Annotated in this window: 28 protein-coding genes; 11 read left to right on the top strand and 17 right to left on the bottom strand. The window is 66.1% G+C overall.

Annotated features, from left to right (window positions below; genetic code table 11):
- The first annotated feature begins 72 nt into the window (after nt 1-72).
- Nucleotides 73-624 (top strand): hypothetical protein, encoded by a 552-nt coding sequence (locus K2Y42_RS14080; protein WP_291153607.1) that lies wholly within the window; start codon nt 73-75, stop codon nt 622-624.
- Between the two features lie 61 nt (nt 625-685).
- Here the strand turns inward: K2Y42_RS14080 and K2Y42_RS14075 are convergent, their stop codons facing one another.
- Nucleotides 686-1,465, bottom strand: coding sequence for a hypothetical protein (locus K2Y42_RS14075; RefSeq protein ID WP_291153604.1), 780 nt, complete (start codon nt 1,463-1,465; stop codon nt 686-688).
- A 35-nt stretch (nt 1,466-1,500) separates the two neighbouring features.
- Nucleotides 1,501-2,547, bottom strand: coding sequence for a GTP 3',8-cyclase MoaA (gene moaA, locus K2Y42_RS14070; RefSeq protein ID WP_291153602.1), 1,047 nt, complete (start codon nt 2,545-2,547; stop codon nt 1,501-1,503).
- A gap of 215 nt (nt 2,548-2,762) precedes the next feature.
- Between moaA and K2Y42_RS14065 the strand changes: the two genes are divergently transcribed.
- Nucleotides 2,763-4,460 (top strand): OFA family MFS transporter, encoded by a 1,698-nt coding sequence (locus K2Y42_RS14065; RefSeq protein WP_291153599.1) that lies wholly within the window; start codon nt 2,763-2,765, stop codon nt 4,458-4,460.
- A gap of 266 nt (nt 4,461-4,726) precedes the next feature.
- Here the strand turns inward: K2Y42_RS14065 and K2Y42_RS14060 are convergent, their stop codons facing one another.
- Genes K2Y42_RS14060 through K2Y42_RS14045 form a run of 3 tightly spaced genes read right to left on the bottom strand, consistent with a single transcriptional unit; the run spans nt 4,727 to nt 7,040 of the window.
- Nucleotides 4,727-5,458, bottom strand: a complete 732-nt coding sequence (locus K2Y42_RS14060; RefSeq protein ID WP_291153597.1) for a hypothetical protein — start codon at nt 5,456-5,458, stop codon at nt 4,727-4,729.
- Complete coding sequence (gene mobA, locus K2Y42_RS21280) at nt 5,455-6,714, bottom strand: molybdenum cofactor guanylyltransferase MobA (protein WP_366512400.1); 1,260 nt, start codon at nt 6,712-6,714, stop codon at nt 5,455-5,457. The genes K2Y42_RS14060 and mobA overlap by 4 nt, the downstream gene beginning before the upstream one ends.
- Nucleotides 6,711-7,040 (bottom strand): hypothetical protein, encoded by a 330-nt coding sequence (locus tag K2Y42_RS14045; protein ID WP_291153594.1) that lies wholly within the window; start codon nt 7,038-7,040, stop codon nt 6,711-6,713. Before K2Y42_RS14045 ends, mobA begins: the two co-directional genes overlap by 4 nt.
- Nucleotides 7,041-7,192: 152 nt before the next feature.
- Here K2Y42_RS14045 and K2Y42_RS14040 point away from each other — a divergent pair, with 152 nt between their 5' ends.
- The gene (locus K2Y42_RS14040) at nt 7,193-8,317 is read left to right on the top strand and encodes a TRAP transporter substrate-binding protein (protein ID WP_291153591.1); all 1,125 of its coding nucleotides are present in this window, start codon (nt 7,193-7,195) and stop codon (nt 8,315-8,317) included.
- 9 nt (nt 8,318-8,326) lie between these two features.
- On the opposite strand, the gene K2Y42_RS14035 is transcribed toward K2Y42_RS14040, so the two are convergent.
- Together K2Y42_RS14035 and hpt are read right to left on the bottom strand one after the other, a co-directional pair.
- Nucleotides 8,327-8,686: a response regulator gene (locus K2Y42_RS14035; protein WP_291153588.1), complete on the bottom strand. Its 360-nt coding sequence runs from the start codon at nt 8,684-8,686 to the stop codon at nt 8,327-8,329.
- Nucleotides 8,687-8,717: 31 nt separating this feature from the next.
- Entirely contained in the window at nt 8,718-9,275 is a 558-nt protein-coding gene (hpt, locus tag K2Y42_RS14030) for a hypoxanthine phosphoribosyltransferase (protein ID WP_291153585.1), read from the bottom strand.
- A gap of 320 nt (nt 9,276-9,595) precedes the next feature.
- Between hpt and ftsE the strand changes: the two genes are divergently transcribed.
- The 4 genes from ftsE (at nt 9,596) to K2Y42_RS14010 (ending at nt 13,079) form a co-directional block, all read left to right on the top strand.
- Nucleotides 9,596-10,252, top strand: coding sequence for a cell division ATP-binding protein FtsE (gene ftsE / locus K2Y42_RS14025; RefSeq protein ID WP_291153582.1), 657 nt, complete (start codon nt 9,596-9,598; stop codon nt 10,250-10,252).
- Nucleotides 10,236-11,372 (top strand): ABC transporter permease, encoded by a 1,137-nt coding sequence (locus K2Y42_RS14020; protein WP_291153579.1) that lies wholly within the window; start codon nt 10,236-10,238, stop codon nt 11,370-11,372. The genes ftsE and K2Y42_RS14020 overlap by 17 nt, the downstream gene beginning before the upstream one ends.
- A 168-nt stretch (nt 11,373-11,540) precedes the next feature.
- Nucleotides 11,541-12,182 carry a YdcF family protein gene (locus K2Y42_RS14015; protein ID WP_291153577.1) on the top strand — a complete coding sequence of 214 codons (642 nt, stop codon included), beginning with the start codon at nt 11,541-11,543 and terminating at the stop codon, nt 12,180-12,182.
- 180 nt (nt 12,183-12,362) lie between these two features.
- Complete coding sequence (locus K2Y42_RS14010; protein ID WP_291153575.1) at nt 12,363-13,079, top strand: lysophospholipid acyltransferase family protein; 717 nt, start codon at nt 12,363-12,365, stop codon at nt 13,077-13,079.
- 18 nt (nt 13,080-13,097) lie between these two features.
- On the opposite strand, the gene K2Y42_RS14005 is transcribed toward K2Y42_RS14010, so the two are convergent.
- Complete coding sequence (locus K2Y42_RS14005; RefSeq protein WP_291153573.1) at nt 13,098-13,274, bottom strand: DUF1905 domain-containing protein; 177 nt, start codon at nt 13,272-13,274, stop codon at nt 13,098-13,100.
- The gene (locus tag K2Y42_RS14000; RefSeq protein ID WP_291154069.1) at nt 13,246-13,395 is read right to left on the bottom strand and encodes a hypothetical protein; all 150 of its coding nucleotides are present in this window, start codon (nt 13,393-13,395) and stop codon (nt 13,246-13,248) included. The genes K2Y42_RS14005 and K2Y42_RS14000 overlap by 29 nt, the downstream gene beginning before the upstream one ends.
- A gap of 125 nt (nt 13,396-13,520) precedes the next feature.
- On the opposite strand from K2Y42_RS14000, the gene K2Y42_RS13995 reads away from it, so the two are divergent.
- Together K2Y42_RS13995 and K2Y42_RS13990 are read left to right on the top strand one after the other, a co-directional pair.
- On the top strand, nt 13,521-15,917 hold the full coding sequence (locus K2Y42_RS13995; protein ID WP_291153571.1) for an adenosylcobalamin-dependent ribonucleoside-diphosphate reductase: 2,397 nt from the start codon (nt 13,521-13,523) through the stop codon (nt 15,915-15,917).
- A gap of 317 nt (nt 15,918-16,234) precedes the next feature.
- A complete protein-coding gene (locus K2Y42_RS13990; protein WP_291153568.1) occupies nt 16,235-16,669 on the top strand; it encodes a hypothetical protein in 435 nt (144 codons plus the stop codon).
- A gap of 110 nt (nt 16,670-16,779) precedes the next feature.
- Here the strand turns inward: K2Y42_RS13990 and crcB are convergent, their stop codons facing one another.
- From crcB to hisC, 4 genes are read right to left on the bottom strand one after another with little or no spacing between them, the layout of a single operon-like run.
- Nucleotides 16,780-17,160: a fluoride efflux transporter CrcB gene (gene crcB, locus K2Y42_RS13985; RefSeq protein ID WP_291153566.1), complete on the bottom strand. Its 381-nt coding sequence runs from the start codon at nt 17,158-17,160 to the stop codon at nt 16,780-16,782.
- A gap of 4 nt (nt 17,161-17,164) precedes the next feature.
- The gene (locus K2Y42_RS13980; RefSeq protein WP_291153564.1) at nt 17,165-17,890 is read right to left on the bottom strand and encodes a gamma-glutamylcyclotransferase; all 726 of its coding nucleotides are present in this window, start codon (nt 17,888-17,890) and stop codon (nt 17,165-17,167) included.
- Nucleotides 17,891-17,908: 18 nt separating this feature from the next.
- Complete coding sequence (locus K2Y42_RS13975; RefSeq protein WP_291153562.1) at nt 17,909-18,865, bottom strand: prephenate/arogenate dehydrogenase family protein; 957 nt, start codon at nt 18,863-18,865, stop codon at nt 17,909-17,911.
- Nucleotides 18,862-19,965 (bottom strand): histidinol-phosphate transaminase, encoded by a 1,104-nt coding sequence (hisC, locus tag K2Y42_RS13970; RefSeq protein WP_291153561.1) that lies wholly within the window; start codon nt 19,963-19,965, stop codon nt 18,862-18,864. The genes K2Y42_RS13975 and hisC overlap by 4 nt, the downstream gene beginning before the upstream one ends.
- Before the next feature lie 256 nt (nt 19,966-20,221).
- Here hisC and K2Y42_RS13965 point away from each other — a divergent pair, with 256 nt between their 5' ends.
- A complete protein-coding gene (locus tag K2Y42_RS13965; protein WP_291153559.1) occupies nt 20,222-21,457 on the top strand; it encodes a hypothetical protein in 1,236 nt (411 codons plus the stop codon).
- Between the two features lie 55 nt (nt 21,458-21,512).
- On the opposite strand, the gene K2Y42_RS13960 is transcribed toward K2Y42_RS13965, so the two are convergent.
- From K2Y42_RS13960 to serA, 3 genes are all read right to left on the bottom strand, one after another.
- Nucleotides 21,513-21,731, bottom strand: a complete 219-nt coding sequence (locus K2Y42_RS13960; RefSeq protein ID WP_291153557.1) for a hypothetical protein — start codon at nt 21,729-21,731, stop codon at nt 21,513-21,515.
- A 260-nt stretch (nt 21,732-21,991) separates the two neighbouring features.
- Nucleotides 21,992-23,155 carry a phosphoserine transaminase gene (locus K2Y42_RS13955; protein WP_291153555.1) on the bottom strand — a complete coding sequence of 388 codons (1,164 nt, stop codon included), beginning with the start codon at nt 23,153-23,155 and terminating at the stop codon, nt 21,992-21,994.
- Nucleotides 23,156-23,252: 97 nt separating this feature from the next.
- Nucleotides 23,253-24,851, bottom strand: coding sequence for a phosphoglycerate dehydrogenase (gene serA, locus K2Y42_RS13950; RefSeq protein ID WP_291153553.1), 1,599 nt, complete (start codon nt 24,849-24,851; stop codon nt 23,253-23,255).
- A gap of 229 nt (nt 24,852-25,080) precedes the next feature.
- On the opposite strand from serA, the gene K2Y42_RS13945 reads away from it, so the two are divergent.
- Nucleotides 25,081-25,386 (top strand): plasmid stabilization protein, encoded by a 306-nt coding sequence (locus tag K2Y42_RS13945; RefSeq protein ID WP_291153551.1) that lies wholly within the window; start codon nt 25,081-25,083, stop codon nt 25,384-25,386.
- Between the two features lie 95 nt (nt 25,387-25,481).
- Here K2Y42_RS13945 and K2Y42_RS13940 read toward each other — a convergent pair whose 3' ends face one another.
- The gene (locus tag K2Y42_RS13940; RefSeq protein WP_291153549.1) at nt 25,482-25,781 is read right to left on the bottom strand and encodes a PepSY domain-containing protein; all 300 of its coding nucleotides are present in this window, start codon (nt 25,779-25,781) and stop codon (nt 25,482-25,484) included.
- Nucleotides 25,782-25,798 lie beyond the last annotated feature (17 nt).

Below are 25,798 nucleotides of genomic sequence, written 5' to 3'. Positions count from 1 at the left end.
GTTGCGACAGCGGCAACACGTTGTGGCAGCGATAAGTGTTTGTACGCGTCCCGCACTTGCGGAGTTTTGTCGATGGCACAAGCGGGCAACAGATCCCTTAAAGCCGCACTCACCGAGGCTGGCTTCGGCGATCGCTATTCCGATGGGGCCCCCAGCGGAATGTCCGCGGCGAGCCGGGAGCTTGCAGCGCGGATGCGCGCGGCTGCTTCGGAACCGAGAAAGCCCCGGCCAGGCGACCAGAAAAAAAGTGACCCCCAATCGCGCGAGCCCAGCGCCGGGGAGCATGAAGCCTGGGAGCATGAACCGGACGACCATGACCTGGCCGACCGTGAGCGGAGCGGCGGCGCTATCGTCTCGGGCCCGAGCCACGCCAGCCTCGCGCTGTTCAAGGACCTCAACCGGAAACCGGCGTTGGTAGAACCGCAGGGCGTCGTGTCGCCGCCACCGTGGATGCGGGCCGCGCGCCGCGGACGCCGCCACGCCCGCATGATGAACACCTTCGGCTGGGTCATGACGCTCGTCGTCGCCGGAGCCATTGTCGGCGTCACGGGGCGCTACCTCGCTGTGCCGCACAATCTTCTCGGCGTTCCAGGAGCTCTCGAAGCCATGCAGGCGCGCCCGTAGCTCACGGCGGCAATCGCTGCCGCAATCCGTGTGACGCCGCGCTTCGTCGACTTGAGAGCTGCTACTTGGGAGCCGCGGTGTCAGACGCGGGCGACGGAGTCGCGCCAGCGGGCGCCGTCGGCTGCGGCGCGGCAGGCGCTGTCGAAACTTCGGGGGAAGCGGGTGCCGGCGCCTGAGCAGGCGACGGCGCCGGCGCGACCGGCTTCGGCACTACCCCGCAGGCATCGCGAATGTGCGTTTCCGCGAGCGCCTTGGTCCGGTCGAACTCTCCGGTGAACGGAATGAACGTGAGCCGCGTGAGCTTGTAGAGCTCGTTGGTGAACGTCGCCCCGCAATCGAGCACGAACTGGTGCAGGTCTGTCATGCGGCACGCTTCCAGGATCGCTTTGGCATCGCCATTGACGACCCGCGCGTCGTAGGCCTTCGTCACGCAGCGATCCACGTCGGCCATCGCCGCGATCAGGTGGTCTTCGAACAGCGGCTCCAGCGCCGAGAACCTGAGATCGCCCGCCGCCTCGCGAATGGCGAACAGGTTCAGCATCACGTTCTTGTTCCACTCCACATAGGCTTCGTCATAGGCCTGCTTGCGGTGGCGCACCTCTTCGAGATCGGCGTTGCGGCGGATAGCGGACGCGACCATGCCCGCCCGCGTGCGTCGCTCGTAAACGAGGTTGGCGATGGTTTCGATGGCGTGGCGCCGCGCCTGATAGGCGGAGTAGGTCTGCGCCAGCCACGCGCCGACGCTGGCGGTGATGATGCCGTTCAACACCGCCGACGCGAGTGCGAACGTAATGAGCTGGCGTCGCGAGAGGCGGGCGTGGCGCAGCAGTGCTCTCGACATGCTCTTCGCCCCCTACTCCACGAGCGCCGGGAAGCTCACCCCCCCGTCATGCTCATATGACGTCCCACGGCGGGCTTTTGCGCGCGCCGATCGATGACGAAGTCATGCCCCTTCGGCTTGCGCTGGATGGCCGCGTCGATCGCCTCGAACAACAGGCCGTTGTCGGGGCTCGCGCGCAAGGGCGTGCGCAGGTCGGCGGCATCTTCCTGTCCGAGGCACATGAACAGCGTGCCCGTGCAGGTCACGCGCACGCGGTTGCAGCTCTCGCAGAAATTGTGCGTCAACGGGGTGATGAAGCCGAGCCGGCCGCCGGTCTCGCGCACCGTCACATAGCGGGCGGGCCCACCCGTGCGGAACGGAATATCGTCCAGCGTCCAGCGCTCGAGCAGGTCGGCGCGGACGCGCGACAGCGGCAGGTACTGGTCGGTGCGGTCGCCCTCGATCTCGCCGAGCGGCATCGTTTCGATGAGCGTCAGGTCGTGCCCTTCGCCGTGCGCGAACCGGATCAGGTCGTCGATCTCGTGCTCGTTCACATCCTTGAGCGCCACCGCGTTAATCTTGATCGCGAGGCCCGCGCGCTGCGCCGCCTTGATGCCGTCGAGCACGGTCGCGAGATCGCCCCAGCGCGTGACGGCCTTGAACTTGACCGGATCGAGCGTGTCGACCGAGACGTTGACGCGCCGCACGCCGGCCGTCCGCAGGTCTCCGGCGAACTTGGCGAGCTGGCTTCCGTTGGTCGTCAGCGTCACCTCTTCGAGCCGCCCGGTTTCCAGATGGCGCGACAGCGACTTGAAAAGTGACAGGATGTTCTTCCGCACCAGCGGCTCGCCGCCCGTGATGCGAAGCTTCCGCACGCCCTTGGAAATAAAGGCGGAGCACAGACGGTCCAGCTCCTCGAGCGTCAGCAGGTCCTTCTTCGGCAGAAAGGACATGTGCTCGCTCATGCAGTAGACGCAGCGGAAATCGCAGCGATCCGTGACGGACACGCGCAGATAGCTCACGTGACGCCCGAACGGATCGACCAGCGCCGGTTCGGAGGCGGCGGCTTTGTCCGACGTCTGAGGTGGCGGCGAAAACGTCATTCAGCGGTCCTTGTCGGCCTGCCTGCCCGGCCGATCCTGCTCGGGATCATGCGGCGGCTTTGGCCTCGAATGCAAATTGTTCCCTATAGAGTAGCGGTGTTAGCCGCGACTTCAACCCCGCCCGGGGCTTGTTCGTCGTGCTGCAGCACGGTACTGCTAGGCAAAAAAATTGCCCGGGTATCTGGGCGAGCATAGGCTTCGGGGGACGAAACACCATGGCACAGACCAACGTAGCGGGGGGGCTGCGCGCACCCGGCTTGCTGGATCGCGAGAGAATTGTCGCGACGGCCGGCTTCAATCGGTGGCTCGTTCCACCGGCCGCGCTCTGCATCCATCTCTGCATCGGCATGGCTTATGGCTTCTCCGTTTTCTGGAAGCCGCTGCAGGGCGCGCTGACCGGCGCGGACGGCAAGCCGCTCGCCGAATGCTCGGCCGGCGCCGTCACCTTCAGCGAGAAGGCGGCCGGCACGTTGACGGCGCTCACCGCCACCGATTGCAACTGGAGCCAGTTCGATCTCGGCTGGATGTACACGTTCTTCTTCGTGCTGCTGGGCGTCTCGGCGGCGATCTGGGGCGGCTGGCTCGAACGCGCGGGCCCTCGCAAGGCCGGGCTCGTGTCCACGATCTGCTGGTGCGGTGGCCTTCTGATCTCCGCGTTCGGCGTCTACACGCACCAACTGTGGCTGATGTGGCTGGGTTCCGGCGTCATCGGCGGCATCGGCCTCGGCCTCGGCTACATCTCGCCGGTTTCGACGCTGATCAAATGGTTCCCTGACCGGCGCGGCATGGCCACCGGCATGGCCATCATGGGCTTCGGCGGCGGCGCCATGATCGGCTCGCCGCTTGCGACGTTCCTCATGGACAAGATCTTCAAGACAGCCACCGAACCCGGCGTCTGGCAAACGTTCGTCGCCATGGCGGCCATCTATGTCGTGTTCATGACGATCGGTTCGTTCGGCTACCGTCTGCCGCCTCCCGGCTGGAAGCCCGAGGGCTGGACGCCGCCGCCGAGCGCCAAGTCGATGATCACGTCCAACCACGTGCATCTCGATAACGCCCACAAGACCTCCGCGTTCTGGCTGATCTGGCTGGCGCTCTGCATGAACGTTTCCGCCGGTATCGGCATCATCGGCGCGGCTTCGCCCATGCTGCAGGAAACATTCGGCGGCGCGCTCGCGGGCCAGCCCGGCGTCGGCTATCTCGATATGAAGAAGGACGCCGTCCTCGCGGCATCTGCGGCGGCGGTGGGCGCGGGCTTCGTCGGCCTCATTTCGCTCTTCAACATCTTCGGCCGGTTCGCCTGGGCATCCGCCTCCGACAAACTCGGCCGCAAGCTCACCTACTTCATCTTCTTCACGCTGGGCGCAGCCCTTTATGTGCTGGCCGCGTTTTCGGCGGATTGGAAGATCCTGGCGCTCTTCGTCGGCTGCTTCTGTATCATCGCATCGATGTACGGCGGCGGATTCTCGACCGTGCCCGCCTACCTGGCCGACATCTTCGGCACGCAGTTCGTGGGCGCCATCCATGGGCGTCTGCTTACGGCATGGTCCACGGCGGGCATCGTTGGGCCGGTGGTCGTCAACTATCTCCACGACACCCGCTATGCCGAGGGCATCGCGCCCGATCAGCTCTACGGCCAGATTTTCTACATCCTCGGCGGCATGCTGGTGGTCGGCTTCATCGCCAATCTCCTGATCCGTCCTGTTGATCCGAAATGGCACATGAGCGACGCCGAAGTCGCCGCCGAGCAGGCTAAATTGACCAACGCGGCCGCAGGCGCCACGACCGGATCGTTCGGAATTGGCAGAGGCGGGCTCGATGCCAAGGCCGTTCTGTTCTGGCTGCTGGTTGGCGTGCCGCTTGCGTGGGGTGTCTGGCAGACCGCCGTCAAGGCGCTCGTGCTGTTCCAGTAGCATCCGGGGAGCGTTCCTCTCCCCGAGGAGAGGGACGCTCGCTCATGCGGACATCGGCCATCGTTCTCGCTTGCGCGCTCGCGCTTGCGGCGGCCGCTACGATCCCGGCCAGGGGCCCGTCCCCTGCGCCGGTCTCATCCGAAGCCGCCTGGCGCGCATCCGACGCATCGCAGCTCCGGCGCGCGCGCCTGTTCCGGAACGACGACGCGCCACACAAACAAATATCTGAAACGCGCGGGTCCGCCCGCACGATGACCGGCCTGTGGCTACTTCTGTTGTCCGGACTCGGAGCCGCGTTTTGGATCGCAGGACGCGGCGTCCGGCTTGGCTTCCCCGCCGAAACGTTTGCGAAAATCGGCGCCACGCTGCGCCCCGTCTCCGCCGGCTAGCGCGCCCCGCCCGCAGCCGAGCACAGCCGCTACCGCATCCGCCGCCGCAACGGCGGACGCCCCACGTGCGACGCGAACGAAGTTCTGCGGGCCGTCCGCGTCTGGGCCCGCAGCGTCCCGCGCCGGGGAAGCGACGAACACGAGATCCGTGAATTTCTTCGCCGCGGCTTCCAGCACGCCGACGGCCGCCAGCTCCTGATCCGAAAGATCCACAACGACGATCCGCGCCGGCGTATTGGCCGCGAACGCGATGCCCTGCCCCACCGACGCCGGATCGCGCGCATCAACGCGGATGGCGATCACGCGCACGCCGCCCAGCGCCGTCACGGCCCGGGCCGCGTTGGCGCCCTTGCCGTCGGCGAGAAATGGCAACGGATCGCGCCCGATGCTGTCCCAGGCGATCGCGACGCCTTCCCCGTCGCGCGCCAGGACGCCCGCCACCTCTGGCAGCCGATAGTCGAACCCGTCGGCCAGCACCGCCACAGCGACGCCACCCGGATCGCGTCCCGGCTTCAACGGCGGGTCGCCTGCCGAGGCCTTGTCGCCGCACACCTGCACACTACCGAACACGAGAAGGGCACTGGCCCACGCGACACGACCGAAGCTCATGACCCGCCCTCGGGAAATCCCTTGGCGAGCAGCGCCGCCGCGAGACCCGCCACGTCGTCGAGCGAGAACGTCGCCACGTCAGTCTGGACCGCGTCAGCCTGCACGGCGCTATCCGATGCCACGGCGAAAACGAGCGGATCGCGTCCCGCGAGCGGCGCGCCGTCACCCTGGCCTGCGCGGCGCACTTCGATCTTCGGGATCGCCGCCCTTTTGTAGCCCTCGACGATTACGATATCGGCCGGCGCGAGCGCCGCGACGACGGCCTCAAGCGGCGGCTCAGCCTCCTCGCGCATGACGCCTCCCACACGCCAGCGGCGCGGCGAGACCAACGCAACATCGTGCGCGCCCGCCGCGCGATGGCGGTCGCTGTCCGTGTTGGCTTCATCTGGAGAAATGTCGTGGTGCGTATGCTTGACGGTCGAAACGCGAAACCCCTGCGCGACGAGATGCGCCACCAGCCGCGCGACCAGCGTCGTCTTCCCCGAATTCTTCCATCCCGCCACGCCCACCACGAATGGCTTCACCGCAAGGATCGGAGCACAACGCTGTTCCTCCCCCCTTGTGGAGGAGGTTAGGAGGGGGGGAACCCGCAGCGTTCGCGTCGAATCCCCCTCCGCGAGCACAGCCTCTGCGAAGGCCAGTTCATCCGGCGTGTTGATGTTGAAGAACGGATCGATGGCCCGCCCCCCGACAACAACATCGGGAAAGGTCACCGAGACCGCTCCCAGCCGATCGACCATCGTCTCGGCGCGGCGCTCCCCCCGCGCCAGCGCGTCCGCAATCTCGTCCGCCGCCTCGATCCTCCAGAGGCCGATGACGTGATGGCGCCGCCCGCCTGAGCACGCCACCGCAACGCGGGCACCGGCGTCGGCCTCGAGCGCTTCGCCGAGACGCGCGACGAGATCGTCGGGAATGAACGGCGCGTCCGTCGACACGCTGGCGACGAACCTCACGCGCGGATCGAAGGCAGCGCAGAACCGCAGCGCCGCGAGCACACCCGCCAGCGGCCCCTGAAACTGGGCCGTCTCGTCTGCGACAACCGGCAAACCGAAGGCTGAGAAACGCGCCGGATCCCCGTTCGCGCTAAGCATGAGCGAGGCCACCTGCGGCTTGAGGCGCGCGATCGCATGCTGGATCAGCGGCTGCCCGGCCAGCGTCCGCAACGCCTTGTCGCCGCCGCCCATGCGCAGGCTCCGCCCGCCGGCCAGAAGCGCGCCGAGCGTCACGCCGGCCGTCGAGCCTGTCGTCGCTCTCACTCCTGCGCCAGCCGCTCGCACGACGCTTTGCTCTTACTGAAAATGAACACGCGGCCGATATCGCCCTCGCAATTGACCATCACGGTCTCGAGGTCGAGCGACGGCGTTTCATCCATCAGCTTGCATTCGGAATGCTGCTTCATCAGCACGTCCGGCGTCAGCTTGATGCCGTCGGCCTCGATCGGCGGCGAGCACTCGCGCCCGGTTTCTGTCTGCTGCAGCATCCACCAGTCGGCCGCTCCTGCCTCGGTCATGAGCTGCGGCGTCATCAGGATGAGGGCTGCCGCGGCGAAGGCGGTCTGGCCTGCGAGAGAACGACGGCGCATCGAGATAATCCCTGGCTGAAGCGGATCGGCATGCTCAGCCTACTTCAAGGGCGTGGGAGCGCAACACGGGACTCGACGGTTAGCCTTCCGCGCGGGCTGATTTCGCGCCACGATATGTCTATAGTCCCGCCGGAATCGGGACCGGGGGAACCATGACGAACGTTAATCGCCGCAAATTCCTGAAGGTGGCCGGCGCAGGCGGCGCGGCAGCCGGCCTTGCCGCATGCGACGCTCCCACCACGGCCCCGGCCGTCCACGAGAGCATGCCCAACCTGACGTGGCGTCTCACGTCGAGCTTCCCGAAATCGCTGGATACGATCCACGGCGCCGCCGAGGTGTTCGCCAAGATTGTCGGCGAAATGACGGACGGACGCTTCAACATCCAGGTCTTCGCTGCCGGCGAGATTGTAGGCGGCCTGCAGGCCATGGATGCCGTCTCGGACGGCACCGTCGAAATGGCCCACACGGCATCCTACTACTACTGGGGCAAGGACCCGACCTTCGCGCTCGCCACCTGCGTTCCGTTCGCGCTCAACTGCCGTATGCAGAACGCTTGGATGTACGAAGGCGGCGGCATCGACCTCATGAACGACTTCTACAAGCGCTACAACATCTTCGCCCTGCCGAGCGGCAATTCGGGCGCGCAGATGGGAGGCTGGTTCCGCAAGGAAATCAAAACGGCCGAAGACTGGAAGGGCCTCAAGATCCGCATCGGCGGATTCGGCGGCGCCATCATGTCCCGGCTCGGCGCTGTGCCCCAGCAGATCGCCGGTGGTGAAATCTATCAGGCCCTCGAAAAAGGAACGATCGACGCGGCGGAATGGGTCGGGCCCTACGACGACGAGAAGCTCGGCTTCTACCGCGTCGCGCCGTACTACTACTATCCCGGCTGGTGGGAAGGCCAAGCCATGCTGCACCTGTTTTTCAATCTCGAGAAATGGCAAAGCCTGCCGAAGACGTATCAGGCCATCCTGCGCGGCGCCGCCCAGACCGCCAACACCATCATGATGGCCCGCTACGACACGCAGAACCCAGCAGCTCTGCGCCGCCTCGTCAAAGCCGGCGCCATCCTGAAACCGTTTTCCGAGCCGGTGCTGGACGCCTGCTTCAAAGCCTCGAACGACATCTACGCCGAGCTGTCGGCGCAAAATCCCGCATTCAAGAAAATCTACGATGCGATGACCGCCGTGCGTGCCGAGCAGTTCCTGTGGTTCCAGCTCGCGGAGCACACGATGGACACCTACATGATGATCCAGCAGCGCAAGAACGCGTTGTAGCGGCGGCCGTTAGGCCAGCAACGCGCGCACCGCCGCCCGGATCTGGTCGAGCGAGAACGGCTTGATGATGACGCCGAGGCTCGCGGTCTTCAGGGCCTGCGCCCGTTCGAGCTCCTCGGCGAAACCGGACATCAGCAGCAGTTTGAGCTCAGGCGCCGCCGCGATCGCACGCCGCGCAAGCTCCACGCCGTCGAGCCCCGGCATGTGCACGTCCGACACGAGCACATCGAACCCCGGCCCCGTGGTCAGCGTTTCGAGCGCCTCCATGCCGTCCTGGGTGATCGACACCGTATGGCCATCCGATTCAAGCGCCCGCTTGACGAGATCGCGCGTTGCCCCGTCGTCATCGGCGAGTAGGATCCGTGCCATCGTGCGCTCCCCCGAGGACCCGGCAGAAGACCTAGGTCTCTTTTTGCATCATCCGTCCCACGAACGGCAGTTCGCGATAGCGGTGCGCCACGTCCATGCCGTAGCCCACCACGAACTCGTCACCACCTTCGAAAGCGCTGAAGTCGGCGTGCACGTTGACCGCACGCGGCACCTTCTTGTCGATTAGCACGCAGGTCAGGATCTCCTTCGCGCCGCGCGCCGAGATCAGGTCCTTGGCGAACACCAGCGTGCGGCCCGAATCGAGCACGTCGTCGACCAGCAGCACGTTGCGCCCGTCCACGCCGAGATCGAGGTCGCGCAGGATCTCCACCTTGCCCGACGACGTCCGGCTCTTGCGGTAGCTCGACAACGTCAGGAAATCGACTTCCGGTTCGAGGCCCGACCGGTGCAGCGCCCGGATCAGGTCGGCGGCGAACACGAAGCTGCCTTTGAGCACGGCGACAACCAGCGGCCGTTCCAGCCCGCGCGCGATGATTTCCTGCGCCAGCCCCTCAAGACGGGTCGCGATCATGTCTGCCGAATAGATCACTTCCACGCCGGATTGCGTGTCGGATGTCAGCTCCGTCATACCTCGTACCTCTCGGCGCCTCCGGCGCACCACGCGCTGCCCCAAGGGGGCCGCGAATCATCGTTGAATCATGAGTTTGCGGGGGAATGCTTGCTCGAACCCGATGTCTGGCAAGTGTCTGGCAAGCCGCCGCAGGCCCTGCCCCGGACTATTGGGTCACGAGGCCGGGAAGGCAAGTGGGCCAGGCCAGAAGTCGTGAACACCAATCATTCTTGTACATGCCGCTGCCATATTCGTAACCAATTGATACTGCCGCCGCCTTCACGCATATAGGCGCACTGACGCCTGACCCCTCATGAGATGCCCGGAGCGAGAGACCCGTGATACGGTTGAACAATGTCGGTCTCAAATACGATCGCGGTCCGGAGGTCCTGTCGGACGTGAATTTTCACCTCCGCGCGGGCTCGTTCCACTTTCTCACCGGCCCCTCCGGCGCCGGCAAATCCTCGCTGCTGCGGCTCTTGTTCATGTCGCTGCACCCCACGCGCGGCCAGATCGAGCTGTTCGGCCAGGACGTGAGCCGCATCACGACCAGCAAGCGCGCACCCCTGCGGCGGCGCATCGGCATCGTGTTCCAGGATTTCCGTCTGCTCGAACATTTGACCACCTGGGAAAACGTCGCCCTTCCGCTCCGCGTCGTCGGCAAGCGCCTCGACGACTACAAGGAGGATGTGACGGACCTGTTGCAGTGGGTCGGCCTCGGCGATCGCATGCACGCCTATCCCTCCGTTCTTTCGGGCGGTGAGAAGCAGCGCGCCGCCATTGCGCGCGCCGTCATCGCCAAGCCCGAGCTGCTGCTGGCCGACGAGCCGACCGGTAACGTCGACCCGCAGATGGCGCGCCGCCTCTTGCGCCTCTTCATCGAATTGAACCGCCTCGGCACGTCCGTGCTGATCGCCACCCATGACCATCAACTGATGCGGCAATTCAAAGCCTCTCGCCTGGAGCTGTACGACGGTCATGTCCGCATCGTATGACAAACCCGATCGACCGATGCTGCGCGGCCTCGATCAGCCGCAACGCTACGAGTACGATCCCTATGACGACGCCTCAGTCACTCAGGGCGGCGTGGTGACTCAGGGCGGCCACACGCAGGGCACCTACGACCCCAACTCGGAAGCCGCGCTGAGGTCGGAATACGAGCGCCAGTCCCGGCCCGACATTTATGCGCCGCCCCGCGAGGCGCAAAAAGAGCAGTCGATGGCCGCGCCCATCGTGCCGGCCGGATCGGTCACGGGCCGCTCGCTAACGCTCGTCATCACGATCATGTGCTTCCTGGCCTGCCTTACCGTCGGCGCGGTGTACATGATCCGCCAGTCGGCCAATTCGTGGCTCAAGGACATCGCGAGCGAGATCACCGTCCAGGTCATTCCCAAGGACGGCACCGACACCGAAAAGGTCGTCCGCGACGTCGCCGCCTACCTCAACCAGCAAAGCGGCGTCAGCTCGGTCAAGGTGCTGTCCGCCTCCGAATCCGCGGAGCTGCTGGAGCCGTGGCTCGGCGCAATGGATGATCTCGCGGCGCTGCCGCTGCCCCGGCTCATCGCCATCGAGCTGGACCGTTCCGGCAACCCGGACGTCGACATGATGCGCACCGGGCTTGCCGCCCAGTTCGACGGCGCCACCCTCGACGACCACCGCCGCTGGCAGCAGCAGATCGCCACCATCACCAACAGCTTCTCGCTCGGCGGGCTCGCCATCCTCGCGCTGGTCGCCATGGCCACGACGGCGATCATCGTCTCGGCCACCAAAAGCTCGATGGCCTCGAACCGCGAAATCGTCGAGGTGCTGCACTTCGTCGGCGCCAACGACCGCTTCATCGCGCGCGAGTTCGAAAAGCACTTCCTGCGCCTGGGTGTCCGCGCCGGGCTGGTCGGGGCGGCGCTCGCGCTCTCCGTCTTCCTGCTGATGCCGACCATCGTCCAGATCCTGGGCGGCGGCAGCATGACGCTCACGGAGCTGCACCGCCTGGTCGGCTCCGGCGCACTCGACCTGGCGGGCTACGTCCTGATGGGCATCGTCGTGGTCGTCATCGCGGCCATCTGCATGCTCACGTCCCGATTCGGCGTCTTCCGGATCCTGAACAGCCGGCACTGAGACAGCCTGGGACAACTGGCGGGTTTGCCGCGTTTTTTGCCTGTTAATCAAGGTATTCGGTCGGCCCACCGTGGCCTGTCACAAGGCCGGCCAAATCAGCTAGTCTGCTCGTTGCTTGAGAAACACGCGTGCCCCCACGGGCGGCATGCAAAAGACCTTGAAAGCGGAATGCGGTCGAGACGCGCCATCGTCGGCTTCCTGGGACTGTCGCTGTTCGTCGTCGGGTTCGGCTTTGTGCTGTTCGCCAACGCCGTCATGCGGGAGCCGGAGGCCCGTGACCTGCGCGCTGACGGCATCGTTGTCCTCACCGGCGGCCAGACCCGCATCGAGGAAGCCGCCCGCCTGCTCAAGGACGGCCGCGGCGAGCGCCTCCTGATCTCGGGCGTCAACACCAAGATCGGCCGGTCGTCGCTGATCAAGATTTCCGGCCTCGACGAGCAGACCTTCAACTGCTGCGTCGACCTCGGCTATGCGGCCCTGAACACGGTCGGCAACGCCGACGAGACGCGCCGATGGGCGGAAGCCTTCGGCTACGACAAGCTGATCGTCGTCACCGCCAGCTATCACATGCCGCGCAGCCTCGCCGAGCTGGCCCGCGCCATGCCGGACATCGAGCTCATGCCCCACCCTGTCGCGCCGGACGACCTGCGCCACAAGGTCTGGTGGCTCGACGTCACCACCACGCGTCTTCTGGCCCAGGAATACGTGAAATTCCTGCCCGCCGCGATCCGCCTCGCCGTGACGCGCGGCATGGCCCCTTGGCAAGCCGACTCCATCACGGCATCATCGGGCACGCCGAGCAAATCGTGACGAAGTCGCGCTAGGAAAGTCGTGACGAAACCACGCTAAGAAAGTCGCGAAGCTCGGTCCGTCTCTCGGGGCGAAACCCAAGGCAACGCTGTTCGGGTTCTTGAAGGCAGCCCTGCCGGCGCAAGCCGTTTCCCAGCCATCGTCGCCGATTGGCCAACTCTCACCGACTGATCCTCGCCGATGCTTCTCCTCCGCTCTCTGCTGTTCGCCCTCGCCTTCTACGTTACGACGGCGCTGATGCTCGTGTTCGGCTCGTGGCTGCTGATCGCGCCGCGAAGCTGGGCCATGGCCGGCCTCAAGCTGCACGGCATCATCTGTGTCTGGCTGTTGCGCACCATCGCGGGCACCAAACTCGAAGTGCGCGGCCACGAAAAGCTTCCCGCAGGCGCCTGCCTCGTCGTCTCGAAGCATCAGAGCGCGTGGGACACGTTCGGGCTCATCCCGTTGTTCCGCGATCCGGCGATCGTCCTCAAGGACGAGCTGAAGTGGATCCCGTTCTACGGCTGGTTCTGCGTCAAGTTCGAGCACATCCTCGTCAAGCGCGACAAGGCCGCGAAGGCCCTGAAGCAGATGACGACCGACGCGCAGTCTCGGGCGCAAGATGGCCGCGAGATCGTGATCTTCCCGGAAGGCACGCGCCAGGCCCCCGGCGCGCCCCCCGACTACAAGCCCGGCTACGTCGCGCTCTATGAGGCGCTGGAGCTTCCCTGCGTGCCGCTGGCGCTCAACTCCGGCCTCTTCTGGCCGCGACGCACGCTGATGCGCTACCCCGGCACCATCGTCGTCGAATTCCTCGACCCGATCCCGCCCGGCCTGCCGCGCAAAGAGTTCCGCAAAATCCTCGAAGCCCGGCTTGAAGAAGCCGCGAACCGGCTGGTCGCTGAAGGCCGAAGATGAGCCGAGACTCCGGCGAGCTCATGTCCCACCCGGCCGCACCGTCATCGACACTGAAACCGTATCGCCCTCTGTGATCCCGGCGCGGCGTCGGACGTCGACTTTCACCGGCAGCAGGTACGCATCGTCTTTCGGAAACAGCGACGTTCGGAACCGAATGCCGCCGATCTCAGCCTCCACGGGGATCACGCCAACCATAGGTGGCGAACTTGGCTATGCCCCGGATCTCCGCGCTCTGCGGCGCGGGCACCGGCGCGAAAAAGAAGGGAGGCGGACCTTTCCAATGGATGATTTTGGCCTCGAAACTCAGGGTCAGCACGTCATCTCTCCTTCCTCATACGCGCTAAGGTGGCACGGAAAAGAACAAATAAGAACATAAAAAGAACATTTGATTGACGCAACGCCGCCTCGACCCTATATTTGCTGGGTAGAGGTGAGGCGCGGATGAACGACACTCCCGAATTCCTGGCCCCGATTTCGGAAGAAATCTGGCGGCTGAAATACCGCTTCGAGGGCGACGCCTCAGGCGAAAATGCCGGCGACAAAACGCTGGCCGATACCTTTCGGCGTGTCGCGAAGGCTGCGGCATCTGCCGAAAAGGGCAAGCGCGCCCGCGCCAAGTGGAATGAGACATTCTACGACAGCCTGTCTGACTTCGGCTTTCTGCCCGCCGGCCGCATCCTCGCGGGCGCCGGCACCGGCCGCGCCGTGACCCTCTTCAACTGCTTCGTCATGGGCCGCATCGAGGACGACCTCGGCGCCATCTTCGAGAACGTCAAGGAAGCCGCCCTCACGATGCAGCAGGGCGGCGGCATCGGCCATGATTTCTCGACGCTACGCCCGCGCGGCGCGCTCGTGAAAAGCATCGGGGCGGACGCGTCCGGCCCTGTCAGCTTCATGGACGTCTGGGATTCGATGTGCCGCACCATCATGTCGGCCGGTCAGCGACGCGGCGCGATGATGGGCACGCTCGCCTGCGACCATCCCGACATCGAAGCCTTCATCGACGCCAAGTCGGACCCGGCGCGCCTGCGCAATTTCAATCTCTCGGTGCTCGTCACCGATGCGTTCATCGCCGCCGTGCGCGCCGACGGGCCGTGGGATCTCGTCTTCGACGGCGCGGTCGTCCGCACCGTGCGCGCCCGCGATCTCTGGCGCCGCCTGATGCGCGCCGCCTATGATTATGCCGAGCCCGGCGTGATTTTCATCGACCGCGTCAACGCCCGCAACAATCTCGCCTACTGCGAGGAGATCCGCGCCACGAACCCGTGCGGCGAGCAGCCGTTGCCGCCCTATGGCGCGTGCCTGCTGGGCTCGATCAATCTTGCCGAGCTTGTCACGCAGCCGTTCAGCGCCGCAGCAGCCATCTCCACCGCCGCGCTCGAGCAGCGCGTGGCGACAGCCGTCCGCTTTCTCGACAACATCATCGGCATCTCGGGCTATCCGCTGCCCGAGCAGCGTCATGAAGCCAAATCCAAGCGCCGCATCGGCCTCGGCGTGACGGGGCTCGCGGATGCGCTGATCGCCCACAGCGTGCGCTACGGCAGCCCGGAGGCACAAGCGCTGGCGCAATCCTGGATGGCGATCATCGAGCGCGCGGCCTATCTCGCCAGCGCCGAGCTGGCCGCCGAGAAGGGCGCGTTTCCGCTCTATGACAAGAAGCGCTTCCTCGGCTCGCCCAATGTCGCGCGCCTGCCGGATGACGTGCGCGCCGCGATCGCCCGCCATGGCATCCGCAACGGCTGCCTGACCTCGATCGCACCGACTGGCACCATCTCGCTCTTTTCGGGCAACGTGTCGTCGGGCGTCGAGCCGGTGTTCGACTTTCGCTACACGCGCCGCGTCCTCGGCAAGGATGGTGCGCCGCACGTCGAGGAAGTCGAGGACTTGGCCCATGCACGCTTCCGCCGCGCCCGCGGCGCGGACGCCCCGCTCGGTCGCGAGTTCGTATCCGCCGCCGACCTCACCCCGCACGAGCACCTCGTCATGCAGGCGGCGCTCCAGCGCCATGTCGACAGTTCGATCTCGAAGACGATCAATTGCCCGGCCGATATTTCGTTCGAGGCCTTCGAGACGATCTATCTCGAAGCCTTCGACCTCGGCCTCAAGGGCTGCACTGCCTACCGGCCGAATGACGTCACGGGCGCAATCCTTGCCCCGATCGCAGCGCCCGTCATCGAGCAGGTCGAAACGGACGACGCGCGCAACGCGGAGATGGCGGCACCACACGCCATGCCGGTGATGCCCGCACCCGCCGCACGCCACGGCGACATCGTCTACATGACGCAGCCTCTGGAGCGCGATCCCGTCCTCGCGGGCTACACCTACAAGATCAAATGGCCCGAGAGCGACCACGCCATTTACGTCACGCTCAACGATATGGACGTCGGCGGTCGCAGGCGCCCGTTTGAAATCTTCATCAACACGCGCAACCTCGAACACTACGCCTGGACCGTCGCGCTCACGCGCATGATCAGCGCCGTCTTCCGCCGCGGCGGCGATGTGTCGTTCGTCGCCCATGAGCTGAAAGCGGTCTTCGATCCCCAGGGCGGCCGCTGGATCGGCGGAAAGTATGTCCCGAGCCTGCTCGCCGCCATCGGCGAGGTGATCGAAACCCACATGCGCCGCATCGGCTTCATGACGCCGGATGACGCGCAGGAGGCTCCGGCTGCGGTCCCGATCGCCTCCTTCGGCGACGGCGGCGCGCCGGGTGTGTCCGGTGGTGCAAGCGGCCCCGGCGTCCACGGCGGCCGTAGCTGTCCGCGCTGCGCGGCGCAATCTTTCGTCAAGGAAAGCGGCTGTTGGACATGCCGCGCCTGCGGCTTCTCACGCTGCGACTAGCCGGCGCGGCCTGCTGGAGCGGGCCCAGGAAATCCGGCGCGAGATCATGACATTTCCGGGGCAAGCGCCGGAAATCCGCCTGAGGCTCGTGGGGCAGGTGAGCAAAGATGCCGATGGTTAAGGCCATGACTTTCCGCACACGTTCCCCAGGGAACAGCCGGTCTTGGCTTGCCATTGCTAAGGTCGGGTCAGTCGCAAATGCCCAGAAATGACTGAGATGGAGCCACATTTCGGCTGAAAACTCTCAGCACTCTGGGTGGAGTTCAGTGGTTCGTATGTAGCGTCGAGCGCCGCGTAAACGGCAAAGGATTTTGGTCATGGGAGCGCGTGTCATTCAACTCGCAGACTATAGAGCCCGCCGCTCGGCCCTGAACCCCGAGCTCGCAGTCCTGGATACCACCTCGGAGCTGACCGATCGCTTCCACTTCTGGAGCGGCGCATCCGGACAGCGCTACGTGCACACCGTCTACGACCTGATCGACTGCCCCGAGTTTCCCGCGGCGAACTTCCTTCTCGTCCACCGCGAGAAGTCCGGCCGCCGCACGGTGCTCGCCATCGGCCACGCCACGCATGCCGCAGGCTCGCTCAACCTCGCCCAGATCCGCCAGCGCGCCGCGCGCCTCGGCGCCAACGAGGTCCATGTTCATCTTCTCGGCACGTCTGCCCAGCAGCGCCGCATGATCGAGCTCGATCTGCGCGCGGGCAAGATCGACGGCGTGTCGGACGACCGCATCACGGCCACGCGCCACTAACGCGACCCAGCCGGACGCCGCTGGCGTCCCGACCACGACACACACGTCGCGCCGCTCCCCCCCGAGCCGGCGCGATTTTTTTTTGGTCCTCTCTGGTCCCCGGTGCAGCCCTAAGCGAGCCACGCGCGCATCGCCCACATTCCGGCAGCCAGGCCGAGCACCGACAGCCCGACGCTGGCCACCACGTAGATTGCGGCCGCTCCGACTTCGCCGCGCTCGATCAGCGCCACCGTATCCAGCGAGAACGCCGAAAAGGTCGTGAACCCGCCGAGGATGCCGGTCGCCAGGAACAGACGCATCGACGGATCCGCATCGCCCGACGAGATGAACCACGCCGCCACCAGCCCCATCACCGTCGAGCCGAGAACGTTGATGGTGAGGATGCCGTACGGAAACGCCGCGCCAAGCCACGCCGTGACCGCCGCGTTGAGCCAGTGACGCAGCACGCCGCCGATGCCCGCACCGATAAAAACCGTAACAACCGCGTTCATGGCGTCACTCCTCGTTCGTTGGTCTCTGTCTCGCCCGCGCTTGCGCGTGCACGCACTTGGCGCGGTACCCGAAGCGATTGTCCTGCACGGTCAGGGGCACGCGGGTCGGCCGCGCGGCCCACGCCCGCGTCTGCCCCACGGTGCTGCGGGCCGCCCCCCCCTGCGCAGCCGCGCGTCCCGCCAGCGCACCCGTCAACGCCACGAGGCGGTCCATCCGCGCGTCCTGGATGCCGAGACTTTGCAAATGCCGGCGCGTGCTCAGGAGATAGTCGAGATTGGTCCCACTGCGCCCTGCCGAGCGGCGGATCAGCGTCGCCTCGCGCGCCAACGCCAGCGCGCCGGCATAGGCCGGATGGGCGCGTTCCGCGATGTAGGCGAGCGCGAACACGCTTCGCAGCGGAGCGCCAGGATGATCGCGCGCAAGCTCTACCGGCACAAACGCCTCCCGGTAGACCCCGTAGATCAATTCGCGCCGCCGCAGATAGGCCAGCGTCTCGGCATGCATCTCGGGCGCGAGCCGGAAGGCAAGGCCGTGGCACACACCCCCGCGGTCGAGCCCGAGCACCAGCCCAGGCTGGCGCGCCGTGCCGCGATAATGAACCGAGTAGATGCAGAACGCGCGATGAAAGCCGCGCAGCGTCGCAGGGCGGGCCTCGGCATAGGCAAAGCCGGGGTTCCACATCAGAGACCCATAACCGAACACCCAGGTTTCGGCCGGCCTCAGGGTCATCCTGCCGCTCCTTCTCGCTCAGGCGCCGGGCTTCTTTCGCTCCGGCTCCGCAATCCCGCGCACCGCGCCGCGCCCGAAATCGGCGCTCGACGTATCCTGCCCCGCCTGGATGACCTCACGGCGGATGGCGCGCGCGTCGGTGAACAGCTTGTGCAGCGTGTCGCCGTCGCCGAACCGGATCGCGCGCTGCAGCGTCGACAGGTCTTCGGAGAATCGGCCGAGCATGTCGAGCACGGCGTCCTTGTTATTCAGGAACACGTCGCGCCACATCGTCGGATCGGAGGCGGCGATGCGCGTGAAATCGCGGAACCCACCGGCCGAGAACTTGATGACTTCGCTGTCCGTCACCTTCTCGAGATGCGCGGCGGTGTTGACGATGTTGTAGGCGATCAAATGCGGAACGTGGCTGGTGATGGCGAGCACCAGATCGTGGTGTTCGGGCGTCATCACGTCGACCTTGGAGCCCAGCGCCTCCCAGAAGCTCCGCAGCTTCTCGACAGCCTTGCCGTCCGTGTCGGGCTCGGGCGTCAGGATGCACCAGCGGCCATCGAACAGCTCGGCGAACCCCGCTTCGGGGCCCGACTGCTCGGTCCCCGCGATCGGATGACCGGCCACGAAATGCACGCCCTTGGGGACATGCGGAGACACATCTCGCACGATCGACGCCTTGACCGAGCCGACATCGGTCAGGATCGCGCCGGGCTTGAGGCTGCGGGAGATCTCTTTGGCGATCGGCCCGCAGAGACCCACCGGCGTGCAGAGGATGACGAGATCCGCCCCTTCCACCGCTTCGGCCGCTGACACGAAACCCTGCTCGATGATGCCGAGGCGCATGGCCGTCTCGACGGTCGCGGGCGTACGCGCCGAACCGACGATGCTGCCCGCAAGGCCCGCGCGCCGCGCGGCATGGCTGATGGACGAGCCGATCAGGCCGATGCCGATCAGCGCAATCCTGTCGAACATCTTGCCGCTCATGAGCGCGCCCCCACGAACGCGGCGAGCGCGTCGATCACCTTGCGGTTGTCAGCCTCGGATCCGATGGTGAGCCGCAGCGCCCCCGGCAGGCCATAGCCCGCAACGCGGCGCAGAATGATCGCGCGTTCCTTGAGGAACGCGTCGCAGGCCGCGGCATCCTTTCCGGGCTCGGTCGGGAAATGGATGAGCACGAAGTTCGCCACGCTCGGCGTAACTGTGAGCCCGAGCTTCTCGATCTCGGCCGTCACCCACGGCAGCCACTCGTCGTTGTGGCGCATGGCGGCTTCGATGTGCGCCCAGTCCGCCATGGCCGCCGCGCCCGCCGCGATGGCAGGCGACGAAAGGTTGAACGGACCACGAATGCGGTTGAGTGCGTTCGCGACCGCGGGCGGGCAGTACGCCCAGCCGATGCGCAGGCCCGCAAGCCCGAAGATCTTCGAGAACGTGCGCGTCATCACCGTGTTGTCGGTGGTGGCGACGAGTTCGAGCCCGGCTTCGTAGTCGTTGCGGCGCACGTATTCCGCGTAGGCCGCGTCGAGCACGAGCAGAACATTGCCCGGCAGAGCCGCGCGCAACCGGCGCACTTCGTCGATGCCGAGATAGGTACCGGTCGGGTTGTTCGGGTTGGCGAGGAAAACGACCTTCGTGCGCGGCGTCACCTTGGCCAGAAGGGCATCAACATCGGCCTTGAGGTTGATTTCGGGCGCCACGACGGGTGTCGCGCCCGCCGCCAGCACGACGATGCGATAGAGCAGAAACCCGTGCTCGGTGAACAGCCCTTCGTCACCGGGGCCGAGATAGGCGTGCGCGATCAGGCTGATGAGTTCGTCGGACCCCGCCCCGCAAACGATCCGCTCCGGCGCAAGCCCGAACCGGCGGCCGATAGCCTCGCGCAACGCGACCGCCTCGCCGTCCGGATAGCGTTCGAGCCCCTTGGCGCCCGCCGCCGTAAACGCGTCCATCGCCTGCGGGCTCGGCCCCAGCGGCGTCTCGTTCGAGGAGAGCTTGATCGGCTTGAGACCGCCCGGCACCTGGCTGGCACCCGGAACGTAAGCGTCGATATCGAGAACACCCGGACGTGGCGTGGGACTGAGGGCCATGGAGAGGCTCGGCTTTCAGGCTTTGAAATTGATGACGCTCAGCGATCGCTGGCGCGGGCCCCGTGATACCGAGCGCACCGCCAAAGCGCAAAGGTTTAAGCGCCCGCGAGGCCTCCGCAGGGCCGCGAAAAAACAGCCCGCATGCCCCGATCCGCCGGCCGCCTTTACCAACTCTTAGGCGCGCTGAAGGCATGCTAATACTATGAAATAGTTCGATAAAATCATGTAGTTCTTTGCAGGTTATAGGAGTTTGCCGATGAGGCGGACGCATGCCGGAAGCAGGCGGATCGCGCCCTGCACCATGGCCGCCGTCGCGGTGGTGTTCGGATGGACGCCGCACGCGGCCGCCGATCGCGTCGGCGGCAGCAACCTTCCGCCGTCGAAGCCGTCCCTCAAGGGCCGCATCAGCGAGGACGGCGCCACCGTCGCGCTCGTGTTCGGCACCAGCGTGGGCGCCACGACCAACGCCGGGCCGACGCTGCTCGCCGAACCCAGCGGTATCCTGGAAACCACCATCGGCTACGCGCAGATCTTCAAGACGGCCGCGGGCCGCGTGGACGTGAGCGTCAATCTCGCCAACAGCCGGTACATGAGCTTCAGCGAGGCCGACGAGCTGAGCGGCACCGCCGCCGCGGCGCTGATCCACGACTGGGGCGGCGCGCAATCGTCCCTCGCGCTCACCGTATCGAGCGGCAGCGACGTGGAGGAACGGCTCACGGAAACCAGCCTGGTGTTCGAGCACGCCGTGACGGCGGGCGACACGAAGCCTTACATCCGCGCCGAAGCGGCCCTCCTGCAGTATCGCGATCTGCCCGGCCCCGCGGGTCCCTTCCAGAACCAGGACGACCGCGACCGCATCGCGTCGCGCGTGCTGGCCGGCCTTCGCCGCACGCTCACCGAGCAGATCACGGTAGAGGCCGGCGCGGGCGTCGACGTCAAAACCTACCTCGAACCCACCGATGATTTTGGGGTCGCGCGCGACAGCGTGAGCCTGTTCCCCCTGATCGGTCTTGCCTATGCCGGCGAGCACGCGAGTTTCCGCGCCGTCTATACGCCGTTTCTGCGCCTCTACCGCGAACCGCTGTTCGACGAAGCCTGGAAGCACGGCTACCAGATCGAAGGCGAGGCGAAGCTATCGGACGAATGGAAGGTGTTCGGGGCCGCGCGATACGGCTTCGAGGAGACCGACTTCCTGATCGCAAGCTCGGCCTACGAACGGGTCATGCTGGGCGGGATCACGGTGACGCTGCCGCAGGGCACGCTGACCTTCGCGGCCTCCCGCTCGTGGCGCACCTATGACGGCCTCGGCCTGCTCGCACTCGGGCGATCCGACGACAAGACGGAGTTCGCGATCTCCGGCGACCTGCCGCTCGACAAGACGATGTCGTTGAACGCGCGCCTCTCGTATCTCGCTTACGAAAGCTCGTTCGGCTTCGTGGAGACCGACGCACTCACCGCGATGATCGGCATGTCTTACGCGGTCACGCGATAACGATAGCCGGGGCGACGCAAGGAGGGCGCGCCGCCCCGAAAGGACGAACGGACGATCAGCGCCCGCCGATGCCCAGGCCGAGTCCGAGGCCCAGGCCGACGCGGGCCTTGACGACGTTGAGCACGTTGATTTTCGCAGCCGTGTTGACGATTGCGCCGAGATTGATGCTGGGACCACGGTGGCCACCGTGACCGCCGCGGCCACCGGCTTCAGCGGGAACCGCCGCAGCGGCCATCAGGGTTGCGACGAGTGCGGTGCAGGCAGGCTTCATCATTCGAAAGTCCTCCGACGTTTTTTCTGGAATGGGGGCACGTGAGAGTGAGGAGTTTGTGAGTTTGAAGAGGCTGCCAGCGCGCTTGGCACAACCTTTATGAGGCACTACAAAATGTTCCGCAATTTCATTGGGTTGCGAGAGTAAAACAAACATCGGACCGCTATTGTCCTGCGTCCGCCAGAGGACACAGGTTCTCGTACCGCTCAGCCGATAGGCGATCGGAAAAACGGACAGCGAAGTCTGTGTTACGCGCCCCGGGTCTATGCCCCGAGCCCGGCCTTGGCTTCGGCGAAGGCCCAGTCGAGCCAGGGCGTCAGCGCCTCGAGATCGGCGCTCTCGACCGTCGCGCCCGTCCAGATGCGCAGACCCGCCGGCGCATCGCGATACGAGCCGATATCGAGCGCCACGCCTTCGCCTTCGAGCTTCTGCGCGATCTCTTTTGCGAACGCGGCTTGAGCCGCGTCGGGCAACGCGAGAACCGCCGGATCGACGATGCGAAGACAGACCGACGTGTTCGAGCGCGTCGCGGCATCCTGCGCCAGGTTCTCGACCCAGCCCGTGCGCGCGATCCAGTCGAACAGCACCTGCGCGTTGCGGTCCGCGCGCGCCATCAGACCCGCGAGCCCGCCCACGCTTTCGGCCCACGACAGCGCGTCGAGATAGTCCTCCACGCACAGCATGGAGGGCGTGTTGATGGTGTCGCCTTGAAAAATGGTTGCGTCGAGCTTGCCCGCTTTCGTCAGGCGAAACAGCTTCGGCATCGGCCAGGCCGGAACATGGGCCTCAAGCCGCGCCACCGCCCGCGGGCTCAGGATCAGCATTCCGTGTGCGCCTTCGCCGCCGAGCACCTTCTGCCACGAGTACGTGACGACATCGGCCTTCGTCCAGTCGATCGGCTGCGCGAAGATCGCGCTCGTCGCATCGATCAGCGTCAGGCCCTCGCGGGCATCCGGGATCCACGATCCATCCGGCACGCGCACGCCCGAAGTCGTCCCGTTCCATGTGAACACGACGTCGCGTGAGAAATCGACGGCCGAAAGATCCGGCAGCGCCCCGTAGTCGGCTTCGAGCACGCGCACGTCCGTGAGGCGCAATTGCTTGACGATGTCCGTCACCCAGCCCTTGCCGAAACTCTCCCACGCCAGCACGTCGACGCCGCGCGCGCCCAACAGCGACCACATCGCCGCTTCGAACGCACCCGTGTCCGATCCCGCCATGATGCCGACGTGAAAGTCGTCGGGCAGCGCGAGCAAGGCGCGCGTCTTCGAAATCGCGCGCTTGAGGCGCGCACGCCCCTCCTTAGAGCGATGCGACCGGCCGAGAAACGCGCCGTCGAGCGCCGCCGTCGACCAGCCGGGACGCTTGGTGCACGGTCCCGACGAAAACTGCGGGTTCGACGGCCTGAGGGCGGGCTTGGATGTCATCGTATTGAACCGTTCAATCGCGTTTCAGGCATGGGCCGGGCAATGCGCCGCGCAGATGAGGTGCGCCGCGCGGACAGCCCGCGCGTCCGCTCGTCCGTCATAGTTCAAATGTCACGACCGTGTCGACGGCCGGAAGCGCGCGCACCGCCGCAAGCCCCTTGTCGGAGATCGGCGACGAAATGCTGATCAGCGCGATCGCCGCCTCACCCCCGCCGTTGCCGTCGATGCCGACATGCATGCGCGAGATGTTGAGGTCTTCCGCCGCCAGGATGTTGCCGAGCGCGCCGACGACGCCGGGCTGGTCGGAATGCCTCGTGAACAGGAAATGGCCCCGCGGCACAGTTTCGACATCGAAGGAGTCGATGCGCACGAGGCGCGGCGACCGCCCGCCGAGCAGCGTTCCCGCGACCGTCGTCGTCACGCCGTTCGACACGGCGCTGACCTCGATAAGCGAGACATAGTCGCGCGACTGCTCCGAGCGCGATTCGCGAAACGCGATACCCTGGGCTTTGGCCAGATGCGCCGCATTGACCCTGTTGACCGGCCCGGCGAGACGCTTATCCAGCACGCCGACGAGAGCCTCCGCCGTGATCGGCCGCGCATCGAGGTCGGCCACCGCGCCGAACAGGCGCACCACAAGTTCGCTGATCGGCCCGTCGCTCAACGCGCCGACAAGACGGCCGAGCGCATGAGCAAGCTCCTGGTAGGGCCGCGTGCGGCCGAACTGTTCGCTTGAAATCCGCGGCAGGTTGACGGCCGTTTCCGCCGCCCCGGATTTCAGGAACCGCGCGATGTCTTCGGCGATGCGCACGCTCACCGCCTGCTGGGCCTCCTCGGTCGAGGCGCCGAGGTGCGGCGTCAGCACGACGTTGTCGAGCGCGAAAAACGGCGACTCCTTCGGCGGCTCCTGCACGAACACATCAAGCGCCGCGCCGGCCAGATGCCCCCGCGTCAGCGCGTCCGCGAGTGCGGCTTCGTCCACGAGCCCGCCACGCGCGCAGTTGATCAGCCGCGCGCCGGGCTTCATCAGCGCAATGCGATTGGCGTCGATCAGATTGCGAGTCTTGTCGATCATCGGGCAATGCAGCGTCACGTAGTCGGACGCCGCCAGCAGCGCGTCGAGATCGTGCGGCTCGGCCGCCGACTGCGCCATGATGTCCGGCTGCACAAAGGGGTCGAACGCGAGCACGCGCATCTTGAGGCCCGCGCACCGCTGCGCGACGAGCCGGCCGATGGTGCCGAATCCGATGATGCCGACCGTCTTTCCGGCGAGTTCCGCGCCGACGAACTTCGTCGGCGTCCACGCGCCGCTCCGCACGGAGCGATCGGCCTGCGGTAGATGGCGGCTGAGCGACAACAGGTGCGCGATCGTCAGCTCCGCCGTCGTCGTCGCGTTCGCGTCCGGCGTGTTGAACACCACGATGCCGCGCTCCGTCGCGGCCGGCACGTCGATGTTGTCCACGCCGATGCCGGCGCGCCCGACCACCTTGAGCGCGGTTCCGGCCGCGATCACAGGCGCCGTCACACGCGTCTTCGAGCGCACGATCAGCGCGTCATACTGGGGAATTCGTGCAACGAGAGCGGCTTCGTCCAGCCCCAGCGCGACGTCGACCGACAGATCACCGCACTGCTCGAGAAGCTTGCGACCGTCGTCGTGAATGGGGTCCGCAATGAGCACGCGAAAGGTCTCGGTCATCCGTCCGTCCTTTGTTCGATGCTGAGGTCGAGCGCCGCGAGGCCACGCCATGGCATGCGATACGCTCTGCACGTACCATTGCCGCGCGACGCAGCGAGAGCAAGGTCAAACTCGCACTCTCGACTATCGTACGAGCGAAGCGACGCACCCGGGCTCGAGCATTCGGAGGCACGAGGGAACTCATCCAAGAGCGCGCTGTTGATCACGCATCGTGCACAAGGAGGCTCACATGCCGCAGGGAGATAAACGAAAGTACACCGCCAAGCAGGAACGCAAGGCGGACCACATTGCCGAGGGCTACGAGAAGAAGGGCGTCGGCACCATGGAAGCCGAGCGGCGCGCATGGGCCACGGTCAACAAGGATGACGGCGGCGGCAAGAAACCGGGCGGATCGGGACGCGGCAAGACGACGGGCCATCCCGCCGCACACAAGGGTGGAAAAGCAGGCGGCCGCGCCGCGGCGGCACGCCCCGCCGCCGCGAGATCCGCATCCGCAAGAAAAGCCGCAGCAACGCGCAAACGCCACGGCACCTGAGCAGAGCGCCGCGCAACAGAAAGCCGCGGCACCTGCATCAGGCACCGCGGCTCCCGCGTGTCGTGGACCCGGCTACGAACGCAGCCGGAGCGGTGTTAGTCGTTATCGGGGCGGGTGTTCAGAATTTCACCCGTAGCCGGATGGGCATGCCCCTCGATGCGCGCGCCCGAGGAGTTGGTCGCCTCGAACTCGAACACGCCGTCATCGGCCTCGATCTCGTGCACCTTGTAGCCCTGGGCTTCGATCTTCTGGACAGCGGCCGAGGTCGTCATCCACTGGTCGCGCGGCACGTTCGGGCCGCCCACATAGTCGTCGTCGCCCGCCAGAGCCGGAACAGCGGCTGCAGAAAGCGCGATGGACAGGGCAAGGGCGGATGCGGCCAAAAGCTTCGTCATGATATCGTCTCCGTTTA

This window comes from Hyphomicrobium sp. (genome assembly GCF_019744875.1).
Classification (GTDB): domain Bacteria; phylum Pseudomonadota; class Alphaproteobacteria; order Rhizobiales; family Hyphomicrobiaceae; genus Hyphomicrobium_C.
This window is presented reverse-complemented; position numbering and strand designations above follow the sequence as displayed.